The following is a 19,865-nucleotide window of genomic DNA, read 5'->3' as shown; positions in this document are numbered from 1 at the left end:
GCACAGACGAGACGGGGCACCCGGCAAGCGCTGCCAGGTGCCCCGTCGGCGTACGAGGGCGAGAGCCGTCACACGAACAGGCTGACCACACCCGCCACCGCGAACCCGGCCACCGACAGCACCGACTCCAGGACCGTCCACGTCTTCAGCGTGTCCCGCTCCGAGATGCCGAAGTACTTCGCGACCATCCAGAAGCCGCCGTCGTTCACGTGCGAGGCGAAGATCGAGCCCGCCGAGATCGCCATGATGACCAGGGCCACGAACGCCTGCGAGTAGTCGCCCTCGGAGAGGAGGGGGGCCACGATGCCCGCCGTGGTGACGATCGCCACCGTCGCCGAGCCCTGGGCGACGCGCAGGATCAGGGAGAGCAGGTAGGCGAGGACGATGATCGGCAGGCCGACGTCCTGGAAGGTGTCCGAGATGGCCGTGGCGACGCCGCTGGCCTTGAGGACCGCGCCGAAGATGCCGCCCGCGCCGACCACCAGGAGGATGTTGCCGACCGGCTTCAGGGACGAGGTGGACACCGTCTCCAGGGACTTGCGGGACCAGCCGCGCCGGATGCCCAGCAGGTAGTACGCCATCAGCAGGGCGATCGTCAGGGCGACGAAGGGGCTGCCGAAGAACTCGATGACCGACCGGAAGGTGGAGGGGTCGAAGGCGATCGAGGAGAAGGTGGCGAGCAGGATCAGGAGCAGCGGCGTACCGATGATGGTGAAGACGACGCCGAGCGGCACCGGCTTCTCGCTGGGCTGGACGCCCGCCGCGCGCTGCTCGGCGATGACCGCGGCCTTCGCCTCGTCGGCCGCCTCGACCATGTCCTGCGGCACGGGCACGAAGATGCGCTTGCCGATCCACGCGGAGAAGGCCCAGGCGGCGAGCACCGCGGGGATGCCGCAGACGATGCCCATGAGGATGACCCAGCCGAGGTCCACCTTCAGCAGTCCCGCCGCGGCCACGGGCCCGGGGTGCGGGGGCAGGAACGCGTGGGTCATGGAGAGACCCGCGAGCAGGGGGAGGCAGTAGAGGAGGATCGACTTGCCGGAGCGCTTGGCGGCGGCGTAGACGATCGGCGCGAGGACGAAGATGCCGACGTCGAAGAAGACGGGGACACCGAAGATCAGACCCGTCAGGCCCATGGCCAGGGGCGCGCGCTTCTCACCGAAGAGGCCGAGCAGGCGGGAGGCCAGTACCTCGGCGCCACCGGAGACCTCCAGGATCGCGCCGAGCATCGTGCCGAGGCCGATGATGATCGCCACATGGCCGAGGATGCCGCCCATGCCCGATTCGATCACCGAGACGGCGTCGGACTTCTGGACCGTGCCGAAGAGTTCGGTGACGGAGAGGCCGGCCGAGAGGCCGACGACTATGGAGACCGCGAGCAGCGCCACGAAGGGCTGCAGCCTGATCTTGATGATCAGGAAGAGCAGGAGCACGATGCCGAGCGCGGCGACGGTCAGGAGACCCGCCGTGCCGTCGATCAGGGTGAGGATTCCGCCGGTGTGCGATGGCGCCTCGGGGGCGGCCGCGAGCGCGGTGAAGGGGGACGGGGACATCTTTGACCTCGTAAGTGCATGGGGCTTTCGGAGCAGGGGGGATCGCGGCGCGGCGCCCTGCGGAGAGGCGCCGCGCCGTGACGACGAACGGCTTGCTGGTGGTGGATGCGGCTCAGCCGAGGACGGCGAGCGCGTCGATCTCGATGAGCAGGCCCTTGGGCAGGCCCACGTAGACGGTGGTGCGGGCGGAGGCGGGGGCCTTCAGGCCCTGCTCCTCGAAGTAGGCGTTGTAGATCTCGTTCATCTCCGCGAAGTGGTCCACGTCCGTGAGGTAGACGCGCATCATCATCACGTCGTCCCAGGTCGCGCCGCCCTCTTCGAGGATCGCCTTGACGTTGGCGAAGGTCTGGAGGGTCTGCTCGCGCAGGGTCGGGCCCGCGGGGGTGGGGGCCTTGCCCTCCTCGGCGGGCAGGAAGCCGACCTGGCCGGCGACCTGAAGGATGTTGCCCTTCTTCACGCCGTGGGAGAACTTCGCGGGCGGGGTGGTGTGGGTGGCCGGGGTGAGGGCGGTCTTCTCGGTCATTCGCTGATCAGGCTTCCTTGAGAGGGGTGGTTTTCGGATCGGCTGTCGCCTCGGCCTTCGCCTCGGGGACGGCGCCGGAGTACTCCCTGCTGATGGCGTCCGCCGAGCGGCGCACCAGCGGGAGCAGGGTGAGGAGTTCCTCGGCCGTGACGACCACGTTCGGCGCGGAGACCGACATCGCGGCGACGACACGCCCGTCCGCACCGCGGATGGGGGCCCCGATGCAGTTGATGGACTCCTCGTGGCCACCGAGGTCGGTGGCCCAGCCCTGTTCGCGCACCTTGTCCAGCTCCCGCAGGAAGGCGGGGGCGTTGGGTGTGGAACGGGACGTGTAGGTGGGGTAGTCGAGCTTCTCCGCGATGGCGCGGCGCTCGGCCTCCGGGAAGTCGGCGAGCAGCAGCTTGGCGACGGCGGCGACGGTGATCGCCACCGGCTTGCCGATGCGGGAGTACATCCGCACCGGGTAGCGGCTCTCGACCTTGTCGATGTAGACGACCTCCTGCTCCTCGTACACGGCGAGGTGGACCGTGTGGCCGCACTTCTCGTTGAGCGCGAGGAGGTGGGGGTGGGCGATCTCGCGTACGTCGAGGTTCTCGACGGCCTCCTGGGCGAGCGCGAAGAGGCGCGCGCCGAGGCGGTAGCGCTGGTCGGACTGGCGGAAGACCAGGCCGTGTTCCAGGAGGGTGCGAAGGAGTCGGAGCGCCGTGGACTTGTGGACGCCGAGCCGGTCGGCGACCTGGCCCAGGTCGGCGGGGCCCTCGGCGAGCAGCGGAAGGATCGAGAGCGCGCGGTCGACGGTCTGGCTCATGGGGTACGTACCTCCTCCTCGGCCTCGGTGTCCTCCGGGACGTGCGCCGTCCAGCCGGGGCCGAGACGCAGTGTCCCCCAGGCGGCGTCGTCCAGGGCGGCGAGGCGGTCGGCGTGTGCGCGGGCAGGGGGTGTGGCGAGGTCACCGGGGACGGTGAGGGCGGCGGCGGCCATCAGGTGGCCGTGCCGCAGGCGCTGCGCGGCGGTCAGGCCGCGCAGGGTGGCGGAGAGGAAACCGGCGGCGAAGGCGTCGCCCGCGCCGACCGGTGCGACGACGTCGACGCGCAGGGCGGCCTTGAAGACGGGCTCCGCGCCGTGCTCGAAGACGGTGGCGCCGCTGCTGCCCTGCTTGACGACGAGGGTGGCGGGCTCGGGCAGGGCGGCGCGGATGGCCTCGGGGCCGCCGGTGACGCCCCAGGCCGCGGCGGCCTCGTCCTCGCCGACGAAGACCAGGTCGGCGCCGCGGGCGAGGTCGAGCAGGACGTCCGGGCCCGCCGCCGCGCCCTTCCACAGGCCGGGCCGGTGGTTGACGTCGAAGGAGACGAGCGGGCGGCGGTCCTCGCGCCGGGCGCACAGGTGGCGTACGAGCTGGAGGCAGTCGGCGGAGAGCGCGGGCGTGATGCCCGACAGGTGCAGGATGCGGCCCGAGGTGAGCGCGTCCGCGTCCACGGAGCCCGGCGACATGGCGGAGGCGGCGGAGCCCGCGCGGTAGTAGACGACCTCGTGGGCGTCGGTGTCGCGGTCGTCGGCGGTGCGGAAGTAGATGCCGGTGGGCCGGTGCGGGTCGCGGCCGACGGCGGAGGTGTCGACCCCGTAGCGGCCGATCGTCTCGACGAGGTGGTCGCCGAAGCCGTCGGTGCCGACCCGGCTGACCCAGCGGGCGGTGTGCCCCGCGGCGGCGAGCGCGCAGGCCACGTTGGACTCGGCGCCGCCGATCCCGCGGCCGAAGGACGGCACGTCGGCGAGGCGTCCGGGCCGCGCGGGCAGGAACGTGACCATGGACTCACCGAGCGCCACGACGTCCACTGCTGCGGGTGCGGCCGCTCCTGCGGCTGCCTGTGCGGTCACGATCTCTTCAGCCCCTCAACCGACTCTCCGGATCCGTTGACCCGGCGTTGGCTCGGATGTTAGACAGCAGTAAGCGACATACGCAATGACCGTTGCAGATGATGCAACGCACTCCTGGAGGAGGCGCCCATGGCCGCCGACAACGCCGTCGTCCGTCCCGCCGAGTCACCGGACGACCGGCTCGCCCGGCTCGCCGACGAGCGGGTGGACCACCGCTTCAAGGGACTGCCGCCGGACGCGGAGGGACTCACCGTCGGCGAGCTCGCGGCCCAGCGCAGGAACCTCTTCACCGACGGCTTCACCACCCCGGTCCTCGCACTCTCCGCCGAGCGCCTCGAACACAACCTCGCGCTCATGGAGACGTACGCCGAGCGGCACGGCCTCGCCTTCGCCCCGCACGGCAAGACGTCCATGGCCCCCCAGCTCTTCCGTCGCCAACTGGACCGCGGCGCCTGGGGCATCACCCTCGCGGTCCCCCACCAGGTGCGCGTGGCACGGGCGTTCGGCGTCCCGAACATCTTCCTCGCCAACGAACTCGTCGACGCGGCGGCGCTGCGCTGGCTGGCCGGTGAACTCGCCGCCGACCCCGGCTTCCGCTTCATCTGCTACGTCGATTCCGTACGCGGAGCCGACCTCATGCACGCCGCGCTCAGCGAGGCGGGCGCCACCCGTCCGGTCGACGTCGTGGTCGAACTGGCCGCGGGCGACGGGGCGCGGACCGGTGCGCGCACCGAGGCCGAGTGCTTCGAGATCGCCAACGCCGTCGCGGGCTCGGACACGCTGCGCCTGGTGGGCATCGCCGGGTACGAGGGCGAGGTCCCCGACGCGTCGACCGGGACGGTCACCGCGTGGCTGCGCCGGCTCGTCGCGCTGCTCGTCGAGTTCGACAAGGCGGGGCGGTTCGCCGATCTGCCGGAGGTCGTGGTCAGCGCGGGCGGCAGCGCGTGGTTCGACGCGGTCGCCGACGTGTTCGCGGAGATCCCCGAACTGTCCCTGCCCGTACTGAAGTTGCTGCGCTCGGGCGCGTACGTCTCGCACGACGACGGCCACTACCGGCACCTCACGCCGTTCAACCGGGTGCCCGAGGAAGGCGCCCTTGAGCCCGCCTTCCGGCTCTGGGCCCAGGTGGTCTCGCGGCCCTCCGCCGAGCAGGCGTTCACCAACGCGGGCAAGCGGGACGCGGCGTACGACCTCGATCTGCCGGAGGCGCAGGTCGTACGGCGGGGTGGGGTGGAGTCCCCCGCGACCGGCGTCACGGTCACCGGCCTCTCCGACCAGCACGGCTGGGTCCGTACGACGCCCGAGGCGGAACTCGCCGTGGGCGACTGGATCGGCATGGGCCTCTCGCACCCGTGCACGGCGTTCGACAAGTGGCAGTTGATCCCCCTGGTGGAGGGGGATGGGACGGTCGTCGACTACATCCGCACGTACTTCTGACCGGGGGGTCTTGGGCGGGTGGGTGGCTTGTCCGCACCGGTTCCCCTGCGTAGGGGCCTAAACCGCCGCTCCGCGCCGGATCCTTCCCACCCGCCCACCCGTTTCTCCGCGCCGGGCCCTGAACGTAGGGACCCGAAGCCCCCACCGCCAGGGCCACCCGCACCCGGCAACGAAACCCGCACGGGTGGTGCGGGTGGGAGCGACAGACCCGGCCGGAGGCCGGGTGCACCACAGAGCAGCCGCAGACACAGCCAAAGCCGAACGCAGAGGAAAGGCACCACCATGGACCTGGTGATCCGGGACGCACGCGTCATAGACGGCACCGGAGGTGCCTCCTACCGCGCCGACGTCGGCATACACGAGGGCAGAATCAGCACCATCCACAAGGAGGGGAGCGCGGGCCCCCGCCCCACGGGGCAGAGCAACCTGGACGCCGAGGGCCTGGCGCTGGCGCCCGGATTCATCGACATGCACGCGCACAGCGACCTCGCCCTGCTCAGAGACCCCGCGCACAGCGCGAAGGCCGCCCAGGGCGTCACCCTGGAGGTCATCGGCCAGGACGGTCTGAGCTACGCCCCCGTGGACGACCGCACCCTGGCCCAGGTCCGCCAGGCCATCACCGGCTGGAACGGCGACGGCAGCGACATCGACTTCTCGTGGCGTACGGTCGGCGGCTATCTGGACGCGCTCGACAACGCCCACGGCGGCCACGGCATCGCGGTGAACGCCGCGTACCTGATCCCGCAGGGCACCGTCCGCATGCACGCGATGGGCTGGGACGACCGCCCGGCGACCCCCGCCGAGCTGGACCGCATGAAGCAGCTCGTCGCCGAGGGGATGCGGGAGGGCGCCGTCGGCATGTCGTCGGGCCTGACGTACACGCCCGGCATGTACGCCGACGACTCCGAACTCACCGAGCTGTGCAAGGTGGTGGCCCGGTTCGGCGGCTACTACTGCCCCCACCACCGCAGCTACGGCGCCGGCGCCCTCCAGGCGTACGAGGAGATGGTGCAGCTCACCCGTACCGCGCACTGCCCCCTCCACCTCGCCCACGCCACCATGAACTTCGGCGTGAACAAGGGGAAGGCGCCCGACCTGCTGGCGCTCCTGGACGACGCGCTCGCCAAGGGCGCCGACATCACCCTGGACACGTACCCCTACACGCCGGGCTGTACGACGCTGGTCGCGATGCTGCCCAGCTGGGCGAGCGAGGGCGGTCCCGACGCGATCCTCACGCGGCTCCAGGACGACGGGACCGCCGAGAAGATCCGCCACCACATGGAGGTCATCGGCGCCGACGGCTGCCACGGCGTGCCCATCGAGTGGGACACCATCGAGATCTCCGGGGTGAGCGACCCGGGCCTGGCCTCCTGCGTCGGCAAGACGATCGCGCAGTCCGCCGCCCAGCGCGGCGAGGAGCCGTGGGTCACCGCGCGCCGTCTCCTCATCAACGACAAGCTGGGCTCCACGATCCTCCAGCACGTGGGCCACGAGGAGAACGTCCAGGCGATCATGCGCCACCGGGTGCACACCGGCGGCAGCGACGGCATCCTCCAGGGCTTCAAGCCGCACCCGCGCGCGTACGGCACGTTCCCGCAGTATCTGGGGCGCTACGCACGGGAGTTGGGCGTCCTCACCCTGGAGGAGACCGTCGCGCACCTCACCTCGCGCCCGGCCGCCCGGCTGCGCCTGGCCGACCGGGGCACGGTCCGCGAGGGCTACCGCGCCGACCTGGTCCTCTTCGACCCGGAGACGGTCGCGGCGGGGTCCACCTTCGAGGCCCCCCGCACGCTGCCGACCGGCATCCCGCACGTCCTGATCGACGGCAGGTTCGTGATGCGGGACGGCCGACGCACGGACGTCATCGCGGGACGCTCCGTACGCCGGACCCCCTGACGGACCCGCTCGTTACCGCTGTGCGGCCGGCCGGGGCAGCTTGCAGCCCGGCCGGTCGAGGTCGATCCGGCTCGCCTTGCCGACGCACGGCACGATCCCGTACGTCTCCTGCGCGTAGTTGATGCCCTTGCGCACGGTCACCTTGCCCTTGCGGTCGACCTCACAGGGGTTGTTGAACGTGCACTTCTCGCCGTCCTCGTTCCCCGTGTTGTTGATCGCGGTGACCTTGCCGGTCTTGTGGTCGATGACGGGCGAACCCGACGTGCCGCCGATGGTCTGGCAGGCCGGGGTGTAGCGGACCGAGTCCTTCCAGGTCCAGTCGCCCTCCTTGAGCCGGTAGGCGAAGCCGTCGATGTCGCAGCTGTAGGTCTTCTTCCAGTAGCCGGAGACGACCGTGATGGCACGCCCCTTCACCGGGTGGCTGTCCGCGAGCTCCAGCGGCTTGATGCCGTACTTCTTGGTGATGTCCCGGTAGCTGCTGGTCAGTTGGTAGATCGTGATGTCGGTGTCCGTCATCGTCGCGTACGACACCTTGGACGCGGTGAGCGTGGCGACCTCGCCCGCCTTGGCGTCGAGCAGCTTGAAGGTGCGGGTGGACGGCTGGTCGACGACCACCTCACCGGGACCGGGGAAACCGGACTCGATGCAGTGGCCGTTGGTCAGGACGAGCGCCGGGTCGCCCGGTTTCGACTTGGGGCTTCGGACGACGGAGCCCGAGCAGTTGCTGAGCGCCACCGTCCCCGCGAAGTCGACCGCCTTGGCCTTCTTCGCCGGTGTCTTCCCGGCCGGCTGGGTGTTCCCCGCGAAGGCCGGTGCCGCCCCCGCGCCGGCCAGTGCGAGCGCGAGCAGTCCGCCCGTGAGCGCCTTGCCCATCTTTCCCATCTGTGGAGCCCCCCTTGTGACGTACGCCGATCGTGCGGTTGTCACGGGCATTCTTGGGGTCCCTGTTGCGGACGGACAAGAGGTCGGAACTCTTCCCTTTCACCCCCGCGGCGTGATGCGGACGGCGTGCTCACCGGGTCCCGAACCGAGCGTGAGGATCCGGGACTCGGGGTCCCAGGAGCCCTGCTCCGCGCCCGTCACGCGCCCGCCGTCGGGGAAGTGCCGCGCGGGCAGATACACCTCCGTGCCGCCGCGCACCCCGGCCTTGCCCCGCCAGCGCACGGTGAGCGCCTTGTCCGCCGCGTCCCACCGGTAGCCGACGGGATCGCCCGCGACGGCCCGGGGATAGGGCCGGTCGAGCACGGGCAGCAGCGCGGTCGGCCGCAGCTTCGCGTCCCAAGGGGCCCAGGAACCGGGGTCGTTGGACCAGTAGGCGATGCCCGCCCCCATCTCGTCGGCGGTCCGCTGCACCTTTTCGACGTACTCCATTGCGCCGGGCAGCCCCACGTCCAGCCCGAACTCCCCGATGAGCACGGGCGCCCCGAGCCGCCGCGCGGCCTTCTCGGTCTGCTCGCGCCAGGACCGCAGCGACGCGTCGACCTGCCCCTTGGTGTCTGAGGTGTAGCCGCCGCCGAGGTCCATGGGGAGGGGATAGAGGTGGGGCGCGTACGCGATCCTGGCCGCTTCGCCGTCGCCGCGCGGGTCGGTCAGCCGCGGCAGGCCGGTGGCGAAGCCCCAGTTGGCGCCGATGGCGGAGGGTTCGACGAAGATCCAGTGGTCGCGGTCGACGGCGCGGACCGCGTCGATGCCGTCCTGGTAGAGCCGGGCGAGCGGCCCCGACTCGAACGCGGGACCCTGCACGCTGCCGCCCCAGGGCTCGTTCATCAGGTCGTAGCCGATGACGGTGTCGTCGTCGGCGAAGTACCGGGCCAGCTCGCGCAGCGCGCCCACGTAGTGCCCGCGCAGATCGCGCCCGCCGCCTTCGACCGTCCCCCAGAAACGGTCGAAGGCGCGGACGGTCCCGGGTTCGGCGTAGCCGAGTTCCCAGGGGTCGGTGGGGGCGGCGGGCAGCCCGTCGGTCTCGGTGGCCCACGGCGGTGCGCCGTTGCCGCCGACCGCGGGCCCGTACACGTCCTGGTGCAGGTCGAGCAGCACGTGATAGCCCCGCTCGCCGTACCAGCGCACGCGCTCGGCGACCCGTTCGAGATACGTCCTGTCGTAGTCCCCCGGGGCGGGCTCGATGTTGCGCCACTGGACGAGGAAGCGGACGAAGTTCGTGCCGAGGTCGCGCCGCTCGCGCGCGACGTCCTTCTCCTCGATCCACGGCATGCCGTCGGCCGCCTGCTTGGCGCTGCTCGCCGTGGACAGGCCGCGCAGGACCAGGGCCCTGCCCTGCCGGTCGGTGATCCACCGGTGGCCGCTCGCGGTGTCGGCGCGGCCGGCGCCCGCGCCCTCGGGGCCGACCGCGACGAGCAGCGCGGCCGCGACGGCCAGCACGAGGCCGCCGACGGCCCAAGTACGCGCCGCCCCACGGGACTTCACGGCCCGGAGGGACTTCATCGCCCAGGGGGACTTCATGGCCCGGATGGTAGATCGCGGGGACCCCGCCGCAACAGACCTGAGCATTGTTCACTTTCCCCGGCCGGACCCCTGTCGGCCGCGGCCCGCGCGCCCTACAGTGACGCGCCATGCGGACGACGATCGACGCACTGCGGGCACGGGCGGACGGCACGGCCGTGGTGGCCTGCGTCTGCCTGCTGCTCGTACTGCTGCACGGCAGCGCGACCCTGCTGACCGCGTTCACCGCGCGGGCGGGCCTCTCGGTGGCGCCGAGCGCGCTGGGCGTGCCCTTCGCCCTGCCGGGCCTGCGCGCGACCCCGCTGGGCGCGACGGACTGGTCCTGGCAGCTCTGCGAGAACTTCGCGGCCCTGCTCCTGATCGCCGTGGCCGCCGCGCGGATGCGCCGTCATCTGCGGCTGCGCCCCGCGTCCGGCGGGGGACGCAGGCTGCTCGCGGGCTGGACGGCGCTGATCGCGGGCGCGGCCGCCGCGGGCGTCTGGCGGGGCCTGGTCGCCGCCCGGATGGTCGAGGCGGGCCTCTGGGGCTGGCCTGGTCTCGTACTGGCCGGGGCGCTGGCCGGTGCGCTATGGGGCCTGGCCCTCGGCTGGCTGCCGGGCGTCGCGGCGGCCTGCACGGGCCGGGCGGGCGCCCGGGAATTCACCCCGGAAACGACGGATGCGGCATCCCGCGCGCAAACGGAACCCGCGGAGAATAAATGAAAAACAATTCGGGCGCGTGAATTGAAACCCCCGAAACGCAACGAGCTGGGGCCCGCACCGAAGTGCGGGCCCCAGCTACGAAGTACGCGTGAGCGTCAGGCGGGAACGATGTTCTCGGCCTGCGGGCCCTTCTGGCCCTGCGTCACGTCGAAGGTCACCTTCTGGCCTTCCTGGAGCTCGCGGAAGCCCTGGGTGGCGATGTTGGAGTAGTGGGCGAAGACGTCGGCGCCGCCACCCTCCTGCTCGATGAAGCCGAAGCCCTTTTCCGCGTTGAACCACTTCACGGTGCCAGTAGCCATGTCATATCTCCTTCGGGGCAGTGCCCGGGAGCCCACACTGTGCGGACTCCACGTCGCCGCGATGATTGCCCCGTCCAGCCGTCCGAAAACGGCCGGAAAAACAAAGTGCCCCGTCGGCACGGATCGCCGACCGGAGCACCTGAAGTCTCTGGGAACCACAACTGCAACTGATATCGACAGTAGCACGGCACTCTCGTCGGCGCCGGATTTCCTGTTTGGAACTGTTGCCCGGAACTGCGCCCGAACTGTCACCGAACCGCCGTACGCGAATAACCCTCATCGCGCATCGTGCGAAATTCTCTATTTGCCGGACCAGATATTCACCCGGCCCGCGTCCCGGCTCCGGCGCCGTCCCCGCCGCGCAGCTCCTCGTTGACGCGCAGCGCCTCCTCCAGCTGGTCCTCCAGGATGACGATGCGGCAGGCCGCCTCGACGGGTGTGCCCTGGTCGACGAGTTCCCGGGCGCGCGCGGCGATGCGCAGCTGGTAGCGGGAGTAGCGGCGGTGGCCGCCCTCGGAGCGCAGCGGCGTGATCAGCCGGGCCTCGCCGACCGCCCGCAGGAAGCCGGGGGTGGCACCGATCATCTCGGCGGCCCGGCCCATCGTGTAGGCGGGGTAGTCGTCGTCATCGAGCCGGTCGGGGCCGTGCGTGGGCTTCACCGGTGGAACGCTACCAACGGCGCCCGCGCATGTCTGCTTCGGCCGTGACAGCTTTGCGCGGCCTTCGCAGGGGCGCGGGCGCCCGCCGGTGACTACTTCACGGCCGAGGGCTTCGGCAGCTCACAGCCCGAACGGCTCAGGTCGATCTTGTTGCCGGGCGCGACGCACGGCACGATCCAGTAGGTCTGCTGCGCGTAGTTGATGCCCTTGCGGACCGTGACCTTCCCGTTCTCGTCGACCTCGCACGGGTTGTTGTCCGTGCACCGCTCACCGCTCTCGTTGCCGGTGTTGTTGACGGCGACGACCTTGCCGGTCTGGTCGTCGATCACCGGGGAGCCCGAGGTGCCGCCGATCGTCTGGCAGGCGGGGGTGTAGCGGACCGAGTCCTTCCAGGTCCAGTTCCCCTCCTTGAGGCGGTACGAGAAGCCGTCCACGTTGCACTTGTACAGCTTCTTCCAGTAGCCGGACGCGACGGTGATCGCCCGGCCCTGCTCGGGGCGCGCGGAGTTCAGTTCGAGCGCCTTGATCCCGTACTTGCTCTCGATCTGGGTGTAGGTGCTGGTGAGTTGGTAGAGCGAGATGTCGGTGTCGGTCATCGTGCCGTACGCGATCTTGCTCGCCTTGACCGTGCCCGCGTTGCCGCCCGAGGCATTGAGCAGCGTGAAGCTCCTGGACGACGGCCGGTCGACGAGGACCTCACCGGGACCGGGGAAGCCGCTCTCCAGGCAGTGGCCGTTGGACAGGACGAGCGCGGGGTCGCCGGGCTTCGAGTCGGGCACGCGGACGACGGAGCCGGAACAGTTGCTGAGCGCGACCGTTCCCGCGAAGTTGACGGCCTTGGCTCTCGGCTTCGCGGGTGCCTCGTTGCTCACTGCCGTCGCGGGCGCCGCCGTCGCTCCGATCAGGAGGGCGGCGAAGCACGCACCGACGAGAGGCTTCTTCATGTGGGGGTCCCCTCTGAGTAACTGTGTGACCGAAGTGACTTCGGTTTTGTCATGCGCATTGTTGAGGCCCCGGGGCCCGAGGACAAGACCGCATACGGACACAACTGACCGCTGACAGAACAGATTTGCCTTCGGGAGCGGTCCGCGAGGGGTGCGGGGGCTTCCCGTGCTCCGCCGCGCGGGGCCCGCGCCCGGGGATCACCGGCCGGGAAAAGGCCCGCCCCGCCCCGGCCGGACGGCTACCCTCGCGGACATGCAGGTCATCCAGTCCACCAAGCTCGCCAACGTCTGCTACGAGATCCGGGGCCCGGTCCTAGAGGAGGCGATGCGCCTGGAGGCCGCGGGCCACCGCATCCTCAAGCTCAACACCGGCAACCCCGCCGCCTTCGGTTTCGAGTGCCCGCCCGAGATCCTGGAGGACATCCTCCGCAACGTGGGCGACGCGCACGGCTACGGCGACGCGAAGGGCCTGCTCGCGGCCCGCCGCGCGGTGGTCATGCACAACCAGACCCTCGGCATCGAGACCGACGTCGAACACGTCTTCATCGGCAACGGCGTGTCCGAGCTCATCGTGATGGCCATGCAGGGCCTGCTCGACGACGGCGACGAGGTGCTCGTCCCGGCCCCCGACTACCCCCTGTGGACGGCCGCGGTCTCCCTCTCCGGCGGCACCGCGGTGCACTACCGCTGCGACGAGCAGGCGGACTGGATGCCGGACCTCGCCGACATCGAGCGCAAGATCACCGACCGCACCAAGGCCCTGGTGATCATCAACCCGAACAACCCGACCGGCGCCGTCTACGGCGAGGACATGCTGCGCGGCCTCACCGACATCGCCCGCCGGCACAACCTCCTGGTCTGCTCGGACGAGATCTACGACAAGATCCTCTACGACGGCGCGACGCACACGCCGACCGCCGCCGTCGCCCCCGACCTGCTGACCCTCACCTTCAACGGCATGTCGAAGGCGTACCGGGTCGCGGGGTACCGGGTGGGCTGGGTGGCGATCTCGGGCCCGAAGGCGCACGCCTCCTCGTACATCGAGGGCCTGACGATCCTCGCCAACATGCGCCTGTGCGCGAACATGCCGGGCCAGCACGGCGTCGTCGCGGCGCTGAGCGGACGCCAGACGATCAACGATCTGGTGCTGCCCGGCGGCCGCCTCCTGGAGCAGCGCGACACGGCGTACGACCTGCTCACCCAGATCCCCGGCGTGAGCTGTGTGAAGCCGAAGGGGTCGCTCTACCTCTTCCCGCGGCTCGACCCGAAGGTCTTCAAGATCAAGGACGACCGGCAGATGGTCCTCGACCTGCTGCGGGCCGAGAAGATCATGGTGGTGCACGGCACCGGCTTCAACTGGCCCGAGCCCGATCACTTCCGGGTCGTGACCCTGCCGACCGCGACGGACCTCGCGGAGGCGGTCACCCGGATCGGCCACTTCCTGGACGGCTACAGCCAGCCGTGAGGGGCCTTCCACGGGTCCGGCTCAACTTTAGACAGAATCTAAGCTAGGATGGCTTTCAAGAAACCGCTTGGAGGCCATCCCATGTACGAGCCGATCCGCACCAAGTCGGTCCACTCGATGGCCGACGACGCGGTCTTCCCGCACCGCTCCCGCGAGGAGGAGCTGGACATCCAGCTCGCCGGGCACCTCGCGGCGCTGCTCGCCGTCACCGACGAGCTGCGCGCCCTCGCCCCGTCCGGCGAACTCGACACCGCGGCCGAGCGCATCGCGCACCAGGTCGCCCGGCTCCGGCACGGCGTGCTGCCGCCGCGCTCGTCCGTCGCCGCCGCCATCCACGAGCCCCATGTGGCCGCCCTGCACCAGCGCGCGCACGCCCTCGCGGGCCGCGCCCTGGTCGTCGCGGCATCGCGCGCCGACACCGCGGCCGCGATCCTGGCCGCCGAGCGCATGGACGTCCACGCGGACGCCACGCGCCTGGTCGGCGCCTCCTGAACGGCCCCGGTCCGCGGCCGGGGAGGCCGCGGACCGGGTGCCACCAGCGAGGGTGACGGCTGGGGGTACCCGCCCCCCTAGCCGGTGATCTTGACCGTGGCCCGCGCCGACGCCGCCGTGTGCAGCTCGTCGCCCGCGTAGCCCACCTCGTAGACCGTCTTGCCGCGCTTGTTCGGCAGGTCCTTGATCCGGAACGTGCCGTCGGCCGCGACCGACGCCGACGTCAGCTCGCCCGTCGTCCCGAACCGGTCCGTGCGGGTCACCTTCAGACCGATCCCGGACGGCAGCGCGCGGCCCTGTCCGGTCAGCTTGCCGGTGATCTCCACACCGCCCGTGCGGGTCGCCTCCGCGGGCGCCGTCAGCTCGACCGACGTGGGCGCCTTGGCGACGTCGACGGTGACCGTGACGTCCTCGGCGGGCCGGTGCGTGACGTCGCCGAGGAAGCGCAGCGTGTACGTCGCCTCGCCGAGCCGGTCGGGCACGTCCAGGACGGTGAAGCTGCCGTCGGCCGCGACCTTGGCGGCCGCCACCTCCTGCGTCCCTTCGGCGTCCTTGCGGACCGCGACGACCTTGGCGGGCTCGGCGGCCGCGGGCCCGGTCAGCTCCAGCCTGCCGCGGATGCCGAGCGGCTCACCGACCACCGGCTTGGCGGGCGTGGTGCCGAGCGTGCCGGTGAAGCGCGAGTCGTACTGCGCGGCCGGCGGCTTGATGACGTGCAGCCAGTGCTGGTAGCCGCTGGACGTCACGGCGAAGAGCCGCGCGCCGTCCTTGGACCAGCCGAGCCCCTGCGGCACGACCCGCGCGCCGTCGAGCTCGCTCTCGAAGGCGAACTCCAGCGGCTCGGTGCCGTCCGCCGGGTCGGCCGGCTGGATCAGCAGATCGGCGGTGCTGCCGGTGGCCGCGGCGCCCCGCGCCACGTACTTGCCGTCGCCGCTGAAGGCCACCGCGGTGGCCTTCGCGCCCTGGGGGAGCGGCTGGTAGCCCCGCGGGGCGTCCGACAGGTCCCCGGCGTCGAGCAGCCGGGTGCCGTACGCCGCGTCGGCGACGGCGATCCGCTTGCCGTCGGTGCTCTGCGCGATGTCCTTCAGGTCGAGCGCGCCCTTGCCCGCGGCGTCCGCGAAGCGCCGCTGGGGGCCGCGCACCAGGGTGTCGCCGCTCGCGTCGAACGTGGTCAGGAACGGGTTGGCGGCCGGGTCCGCGGCCGCCTGGCCCATCACGAGCCGGTCCGGGGCCTCGGGGCCCGCTTCCAGGCGCATCCGCCCCTGGGTGCTCCAGCCGGTGCTGACCGGAGAGGGGTCGGCGGCCTGGTTGAGCGTCGTGGTGTTGTCGGTCCTGTCGCAGTACGAGTCGGTGTACGCCGTCTCGGTGAACCACGTCTTGCCGCCCGCCAGGGCCATCTCACGGCCGCAGTACACGTCGTACGACGTGTACTTGGCGCCGGTCCTGGCCTGCGTCTCCGTGTCGAAGGTCAGGATCCGGTTCGACTGCGACACGTGCAGCGTCGCGCCGTCCGCGCTGAGCGCCATGCCGGAGACGGCCTTGTCGGTGGGGAGCGAGCCCACCCGCTGCCCCTGGAAGTTGTAGACGAGGACCTGGCTGGCCCCGCTCCCCTTGCTCCCGTCGGTGACGTAGACGCGCTCGTGCGCGGAGTCGACGACCAGCGCGCCGAACGACGAGATCGGCAGCTTGGCCACCTCGTCGGAGGGAGTGGCGGCGTACGCGGCGGGCGTGCCGACCGCGACCAGACCCGCCGAGCCGAGCACCACCGCGAGCGCGGCACCCGTGACACGTCTCAACCCCTGAGAATTCTTCAACTTGGCCCCCCACAGGCATTTTTGACGGCCCGTGGTGATCGTCGGGCCCCGTGCGGCTCATTGAAGCATGTGAGGGGGATGTGAAGGCAAGGCGTTCAAGTTGTGCGCGCGTCGCGGCGGGGCCGCCCGGCGGACGCGGACGGGCCCCGCACGCGCGGACGGGCCCCGCACGCCGTTGTGCGGGGCCCGTCCGGAAGGTGGGGCGTCAGCCGAGACGCTTCACCAGGGCGCGGTACTCGTCCCACAGCTCCGCGGGCGTGTGGTCGCCGAAGGTGTTGAGGTGCTCGGGCACCAGCGAGGCCTCGTCGCGCCAGACCTCCTTGTCGACCGTGAGCAGGAACTCCAGGTCGTCCTGGGCCAGTTCGAGGCCGTCCGTGTCCAGCGAGTCGACCGTCGGCAGGATGCCGATCGGCGTCTCGACGCCCTCGGCCCTGCCGTCCAGGCGGTCCACGATCCACTTCAGGACGCGCGAGTTCTCACCGAATCCGGGCCAGACGAACTTGCCGTCGGCGTTCTTCCGGAACCAGTTGACGTAGTAGATCTTGGGCAGCTTGGCCTGGTCCCCCTTGGACACGGCGGCCTTACCGACATTGACCCAGTGCCCCATGTAGTCGCCCATGTTGTAGCCGCAGAACGGCAGCATGGCGAACGGGTCGCGGCGCAGCTCGCCGACCTTGCCCTCGGCGGCGGCGGTCTTCTCGCTCGCCACGTTCGCGCCGAGGAAGACGCCGTGGTTCCAGTCGAAGGACTCGGTCACCAGCGGCACGGCAGAGGCACGGCGGCCGCCGAAGAGGATCGCCGAGATCGGCACGCCCTTGGGGTCCTCCCACTCGGGCGCGATGATCGGGCACTGCGAGGCGGGCGTGGTGAAGCGCGCGTTCGGGTGCGCGGCGGGACGGTATCCATTTGCTTCGCGGGCGGACTCGGGGGTCCAGTCGTTGCCCTTCCAGTCGGTGAGGTGGGCGGGAGTCTCCTCCGTCATGCCCTCCCACCAGACGTCGCCGTCGTCCGTGAGCGCGACGTTCGTGAAGACGGAGTTGCCCCAGAGCGTCTTCATCGCGTTGGCGTTGGTGTGCTCGCCGGTGCCGGGCGCCACGCCGAAGAAGCCCGCCTCGGGGTTGATCGCGTAGAGGCGGCCGTCCTCGCCGAACCGCATCCAGGCGATGTCGTCGCCGATGGTCTCCACGGTCCAGCCGGAGATCGTGGGCTCCAGCATGGCGAGGTTCGTCTTGCCGCAGGCGCTCGGGAACGCGGCGGCCACGTACTTCGACTCGCCCTGCGGCGGGGTCAGCTTCAGGATGAGCATGTGCTCGGCCAGCCAGCCCTCGTCGCGCGCCATGACGGAGGCGATGCGCAGCGCGTAGCACTTCTTGCCCAGCAGGGCGTTGCCGCCGTACCCGGAGCCGTACGACCAGATCTCGCGGTCCTCGGGGAAGTGCGAGATGTACTTCGTGGAGTTGCAGGGCCACGGCACGTCGGCCTCGCCGTCGGCCAGCGGGGCGCCGAGCGTGTGGACGGCCTTCACGAAGAAGCCGTCCGCGCCGAGCTCGTCGAGGACCTGCTGCCCCATGCGGGTCATGGTGCGCATGGAGACGGCGACGTACGCGGAGTCGGTGATCTCGACGCCGATGGCGGAGAGCGGGGAGCCGACCGGGCCCATGCAGAAGGGCACGACGTACATCGTGCGGCCGCGCATGGAGCCGCGGAAGACGCCCTGCTGACCGGCGAAGATCTCCCGCATCTCGGCGGGGTCCTTCCAGTGGTTGGTCGGGCCCGCGTCCTCCTCCTTCGCGGAGCAGATGAAGGTGCGGTCCTCGACGCGCGCGACATCGGTCGGGTCGGAGGCCGCGTAGTACGAGTTCGGACGCTTGATCGGGTCGAGCTTCTTGAACGTGCCCTTCGCCACGAGCTCCTCGCACAGGCGCTCGTACTCGGCCTCTGAGCCGTCACACCAGACGACCCTGTCCGGCTGCGTCAGTTCGGCGATCTCGTTCACCCAGGAGGCCAGCTCCTGGTGGTTGGTCGGGACAGTGTCCAAGGACACGGGAGCCGCGATGTCGCGCGCCACGATTGCTCCTAATCGAGGGGTTTTTGATGATGTATGCCCCGTGGGGGCCGCGACCCGGACGCTTCACGTGAATTTCCCTCTGGCGCTCATCCGGTGCCGACCGCACTCATTTGATCATCCGACGCAACCGCGCATCTGTCCAGAGGGCTTCACACCTGAGCGGCGTGAGCATCGCCACTTGTACGAGGACGTCAGGGTTCGGTGCGATTGATGTCCGACTTACGGGTCCGTAGGTACGATGCCGCTCATGACCGCCCCCGTCCCCGAAGCGATCCCGGAGCCCACGGGCGCCGGTTCCCTCGCCTCACCCGCACTGCCCCTGCCGCTCCCCGCGAAGCCGAAGATGCGCGGCTGGCTGCACGCCGGCATGTTCCCGGCGGTGCTGATCGCCGGCCTGGTGCTCACCGCGCTCGCGGATTCCACCCGCGGCCGGATCGCCTGCGGCATCTTCGCCCTGACCGCGTGTCTCCTCTTCGGCGTGAGCGCGCTCTACCACCGGGGCAACTGGGGCCCGCGGGCCGACGGCGTACTGCGCAGACTCGACCACTCCAACATCTTCCTGATCATCGCGGGCACCTACACCCCGCTGACGATGCTGCTGCTCCCCGACGCGACGGGGCAGTGGCTGCTCTGGGGCATCTGGGGCGCCGCCGTCGCGGGCATCGCCTTCCGGGTCTTCTGGGTCGGCGCCCCGCGCTGGCTCTACACCCCGTGCTACATCGCGATGGGCTGGGCCGCGGTCTTCTTCCTGCCGGACTTCATGCGCACCGGCGGCATCGCGGTGCTCGTCCTGGTCGTCGTCGGCGGACTGCTCTACAGCGCGGGCGGCGTGATCTACGGCATCAAGCGCCCCAACCCCTCGCCCCGCTTCTTCGGCTTCCACGAGGTCTTCCACTCCCTGACCCTCGCGGCCTTCGCCGTGCACTACGTAGGCATCTCCCTGGTGGCGTACCAGCACGGCTGACGCGCCCCCTCTCCAGTGGCCGCGGCTCACCAGCCGCGGCCACTTTTCTTCCTGCCCGCGGGGACAATGACGTCATGACCGCCGCATCCGCCCCCGCCCCCGCGAGCGCCCCCCGTCCTGGCCTTCGCGAGCGCAAGAAGCTCAAGACCCGTCTGGCGATCCGCGCGGCGACCTACGGGCTGATCAGGGAACAGGGGTACGAGGCGACGACGGTCGAGCGGATCGCGGAGGCCGCGGAGGTCTCCCCCTCCACCGTCCTCCGCTACTTCCCCACCAAGGAGGACATCGTCCTCACCGACGAGTACGACCCGCTCCTGGAGAGCGAACTGCGGGCCAGGCCCGCCGACGAGCCGATCGTGGAGTCGCTGCGGCACGTGCTCCGCAGGGCCGTCTCGCTCGGCCTCGCGGAGGAGCCCGAGGTCACCCGGCTGCGCACCAAGCTGATGACCGAGGTGCCCGCCGTGCGCTCCCGGATGCTGGAGAGCATGTCGGTCACCGGCGCCGTCCTGTGCCGCGTCATCGCCGAGCGCACCGGCCGCGACGCGGGCGACCTGGAGGTGCGGGTCTTCTCCATGGGCCTGATCGGCGCGCTCACCGAGACCACGGCGTACTGGGCCGAGCACGACCACGAGGACGATCTGAGCGCCCTCGTGGACCGCACCTTCGCCATGCTGACGAGCGGGTTCGCCGGCCCGTAGAGCCCCTGAGGAACGCG

Annotated in this window: 18 protein-coding genes; 7 read left to right on the top strand and 11 right to left on the bottom strand. The window is 70.9% G+C overall.

Features of this window, described 5'->3' with window-relative positions; genetic code table 11:
- Positions 1 to 68: 68 nt before the first annotated feature.
- The 4 genes from ACIO9J_RS07085 to ACIO9J_RS07070 all read right to left on the bottom strand — a co-directional run bounded on the left by ACIO9J_RS07085 (position 69) and on the right by ACIO9J_RS07070 (position 3,951).
- Positions 69 to 1,553 (bottom strand): GntP family permease, encoded by a 1,485-nt coding sequence (locus ACIO9J_RS07085; RefSeq protein WP_401993832.1) that lies wholly within the window; start codon positions 1,551 to 1,553, stop codon positions 69 to 71.
- Between the two features lie 112 nt (positions 1,554 to 1,665).
- Positions 1,666 to 2,076, bottom strand: a complete 411-nt coding sequence (locus ACIO9J_RS07080; protein WP_383331629.1) for a RidA family protein — start codon at positions 2,074 to 2,076, stop codon at positions 1,666 to 1,668.
- 7 nt (positions 2,077 to 2,083) lie between these two features.
- Positions 2,084 to 2,884, bottom strand: coding sequence for an IclR family transcriptional regulator (locus ACIO9J_RS07075; protein WP_401993829.1), 801 nt, complete (start codon positions 2,882 to 2,884; stop codon positions 2,084 to 2,086).
- Positions 2,881 to 3,951, bottom strand: a complete 1,071-nt coding sequence (locus ACIO9J_RS07070; protein ID WP_401993826.1) for a sugar kinase — start codon at positions 3,949 to 3,951, stop codon at positions 2,881 to 2,883. Before ACIO9J_RS07070 ends, ACIO9J_RS07075 begins: the two co-directional genes overlap by 4 nt.
- A gap of 129 nt (positions 3,952 to 4,080) precedes the next feature.
- Between ACIO9J_RS07070 and ACIO9J_RS07065 the strand changes: the two genes are divergently transcribed.
- Together ACIO9J_RS07065 and ACIO9J_RS07060 are read left to right on the top strand one after the other, a co-directional pair.
- On the top strand, positions 4,081 to 5,388 hold the full coding sequence (locus ACIO9J_RS07065) for an amino acid deaminase (protein ID WP_401993823.1): 1,308 nt from the start codon (positions 4,081 to 4,083) through the stop codon (positions 5,386 to 5,388).
- Positions 5,389 to 5,406: 18 nt separating this feature from the next.
- A complete protein-coding gene (locus ACIO9J_RS07060) occupies positions 5,407 to 7,284 on the top strand; it encodes an amidohydrolase family protein (RefSeq protein ID WP_401993820.1) in 1,878 nt (625 codons plus the stop codon).
- A 12-nt stretch (positions 7,285 to 7,296) separates the two neighbouring features.
- Here the strand turns inward: ACIO9J_RS07060 and ACIO9J_RS07055 are convergent, their stop codons facing one another.
- Positions 7,297 to 8,157, bottom strand: a complete 861-nt coding sequence (locus ACIO9J_RS07055; protein ID WP_401995872.1) for a trypsin-like serine peptidase — start codon at positions 8,155 to 8,157, stop codon at positions 7,297 to 7,299.
- Between the two features lie 108 nt (positions 8,158 to 8,265).
- A complete protein-coding gene (locus ACIO9J_RS07050; protein ID WP_401993817.1) occupies positions 8,266 to 9,744 on the bottom strand; it encodes a cellulase family glycosylhydrolase in 1,479 nt (492 codons plus the stop codon).
- Between the two features lie 110 nt (positions 9,745 to 9,854).
- On the opposite strand from ACIO9J_RS07050, the gene ACIO9J_RS07045 reads away from it, so the two are divergent.
- Complete coding sequence (locus ACIO9J_RS07045; protein WP_401993816.1) at positions 9,855 to 10,445, top strand: hypothetical protein; 591 nt, start codon at positions 9,855 to 9,857, stop codon at positions 10,443 to 10,445.
- Positions 10,446 to 10,540: 95 nt separating this feature from the next.
- Here the strand turns inward: ACIO9J_RS07045 and ACIO9J_RS07040 are convergent, their stop codons facing one another.
- From ACIO9J_RS07040 to ACIO9J_RS07030, 3 genes are all read right to left on the bottom strand, one after another.
- Positions 10,541 to 10,744 carry a cold-shock protein gene (locus ACIO9J_RS07040; RefSeq protein ID WP_030788646.1) on the bottom strand — a complete coding sequence of 68 codons (204 nt, stop codon included), beginning with the start codon at positions 10,742 to 10,744 and terminating at the stop codon, positions 10,541 to 10,543.
- 320 nt (positions 10,745 to 11,064) lie between these two features.
- On the bottom strand, positions 11,065 to 11,346 hold the full coding sequence (locus ACIO9J_RS07035) for a MerR family transcriptional regulator (protein WP_401995869.1): 282 nt from the start codon (positions 11,344 to 11,346) through the stop codon (positions 11,065 to 11,067).
- 149 nt (positions 11,347 to 11,495) lie between these two features.
- A complete protein-coding gene (locus ACIO9J_RS07030) occupies positions 11,496 to 12,347 on the bottom strand; it encodes a trypsin-like peptidase domain-containing protein (RefSeq protein ID WP_401993813.1) in 852 nt (283 codons plus the stop codon).
- A 253-nt stretch (positions 12,348 to 12,600) separates the two neighbouring features.
- On the opposite strand from ACIO9J_RS07030, the gene ACIO9J_RS07025 reads away from it, so the two are divergent.
- The gene (locus ACIO9J_RS07025; protein ID WP_401993810.1) at positions 12,601 to 13,812 is read left to right on the top strand and encodes a pyridoxal phosphate-dependent aminotransferase; all 1,212 of its coding nucleotides are present in this window, start codon (positions 12,601 to 12,603) and stop codon (positions 13,810 to 13,812) included.
- Between the two features lie 81 nt (positions 13,813 to 13,893).
- The gene (locus ACIO9J_RS07020; protein WP_401993807.1) at positions 13,894 to 14,304 is read left to right on the top strand and encodes a hypothetical protein; all 411 of its coding nucleotides are present in this window, start codon (positions 13,894 to 13,896) and stop codon (positions 14,302 to 14,304) included.
- A gap of 77 nt (positions 14,305 to 14,381) precedes the next feature.
- Here ACIO9J_RS07020 and ACIO9J_RS07015 read toward each other — a convergent pair whose 3' ends face one another.
- Positions 14,382 to 16,100, bottom strand: a complete 1,719-nt coding sequence (locus tag ACIO9J_RS07015; protein WP_401993804.1) for an Ig-like domain repeat protein — start codon at positions 16,098 to 16,100, stop codon at positions 14,382 to 14,384.
- Between the two features lie 223 nt (positions 16,101 to 16,323).
- On the bottom strand, positions 16,324 to 18,186 hold the full coding sequence (locus ACIO9J_RS07010; protein WP_401993801.1) for a phosphoenolpyruvate carboxykinase (GTP): 1,863 nt from the start codon (positions 18,184 to 18,186) through the stop codon (positions 16,324 to 16,326).
- A 247-nt stretch (positions 18,187 to 18,433) separates the two neighbouring features.
- Between ACIO9J_RS07010 and ACIO9J_RS07005 the strand changes: the two genes are divergently transcribed.
- Both ACIO9J_RS07005 and ACIO9J_RS07000 read left to right on the top strand, forming a co-directional pair.
- On the top strand, positions 18,434 to 19,150 hold the full coding sequence (locus ACIO9J_RS07005) for a hemolysin III family protein (RefSeq protein WP_401993798.1): 717 nt from the start codon (positions 18,434 to 18,436) through the stop codon (positions 19,148 to 19,150).
- A 74-nt stretch (positions 19,151 to 19,224) separates the two neighbouring features.
- Positions 19,225 to 19,848 carry a TetR/AcrR family transcriptional regulator gene (locus ACIO9J_RS07000; RefSeq protein WP_401993795.1) on the top strand — a complete coding sequence of 208 codons (624 nt, stop codon included), beginning with the start codon at positions 19,225 to 19,227 and terminating at the stop codon, positions 19,846 to 19,848.
- The last annotated feature ends 17 nt before the right edge of the window (positions 19,849 to 19,865 follow it).

The sequence above is a fragment of the Streptomyces sp. NPDC087300 genome (assembly GCF_044744425.1).
Taxonomy (GTDB): Bacteria; Actinomycetota; Actinomycetes; order Streptomycetales; family Streptomycetaceae; genus Streptomyces.
The sequence above is the reverse complement of the archived record's forward strand: the minus strand, read 5'-3'. Positions and strand labels throughout refer to the sequence as shown.

Coding starts and splice junctions, on each gene's coding strand:
- ACIO9J_RS07085 (WP_401993832.1), bottom strand. CDS start 1,553: ATGTCCCCGTCCCCCTTCACCGCGCTCGCGGCCGCCCCCGAGGCGCCA.
- ACIO9J_RS07080 (WP_383331629.1), bottom strand. CDS start 2,076: ATGACCGAGAAGACCGCCCTCACCCCGGCCACCCACACCACCCCGCCC.
- ACIO9J_RS07075 (WP_401993829.1), bottom strand. CDS start 2,884: ATGAGCCAGACCGTCGACCGCGCGCTCTCGATCCTTCCGCTGCTCGCC.
- ACIO9J_RS07065 (WP_401993823.1), top strand. CDS start 4,081: ATGGCCGCCGACAACGCCGTCGTCCGTCCCGCCGAGTCACCGGACGAC.
- ACIO9J_RS07055 (WP_401995872.1), bottom strand. CDS start 8,157: ATGGGCAAGGCGCTCACGGGCGGACTGCTCGCGCTCGCACTGGCCGGC.
- ACIO9J_RS07050 (WP_401993817.1), bottom strand. CDS start 9,744: ATGAAGTCCCCCTGGGCGATGAAGTCCCTCCGGGCCGTGAAGTCCCGT.
- ACIO9J_RS07045 (WP_401993816.1), top strand. CDS start 9,855: ATGCGGACGACGATCGACGCACTGCGGGCACGGGCGGACGGCACGGCC.
- ACIO9J_RS07040 (WP_030788646.1), bottom strand. CDS start 10,744: ATGGCTACTGGCACCGTGAAGTGGTTCAACGCGGAAAAGGGCTTCGGC.
- ACIO9J_RS07035 (WP_401995869.1), bottom strand. CDS start 11,346: ATGGGCCGGGCCGCCGAGATGATCGGTGCCACCCCCGGCTTCCTGCGG.
- ACIO9J_RS07030 (WP_401993813.1), bottom strand. CDS start 12,347: ATGAAGAAGCCTCTCGTCGGTGCGTGCTTCGCCGCCCTCCTGATCGGA.
- ACIO9J_RS07025 (WP_401993810.1), top strand. CDS start 12,601: ATGCAGGTCATCCAGTCCACCAAGCTCGCCAACGTCTGCTACGAGATC.
- ACIO9J_RS07020 (WP_401993807.1), top strand. CDS start 13,894: ATGTACGAGCCGATCCGCACCAAGTCGGTCCACTCGATGGCCGACGAC.
- ACIO9J_RS07005 (WP_401993798.1), top strand. CDS start 18,434: ATGACCGCCCCCGTCCCCGAAGCGATCCCGGAGCCCACGGGCGCCGGT.
- ACIO9J_RS07000 (WP_401993795.1), top strand. CDS start 19,225: ATGACCGCCGCATCCGCCCCCGCCCCCGCGAGCGCCCCCCGTCCTGGC.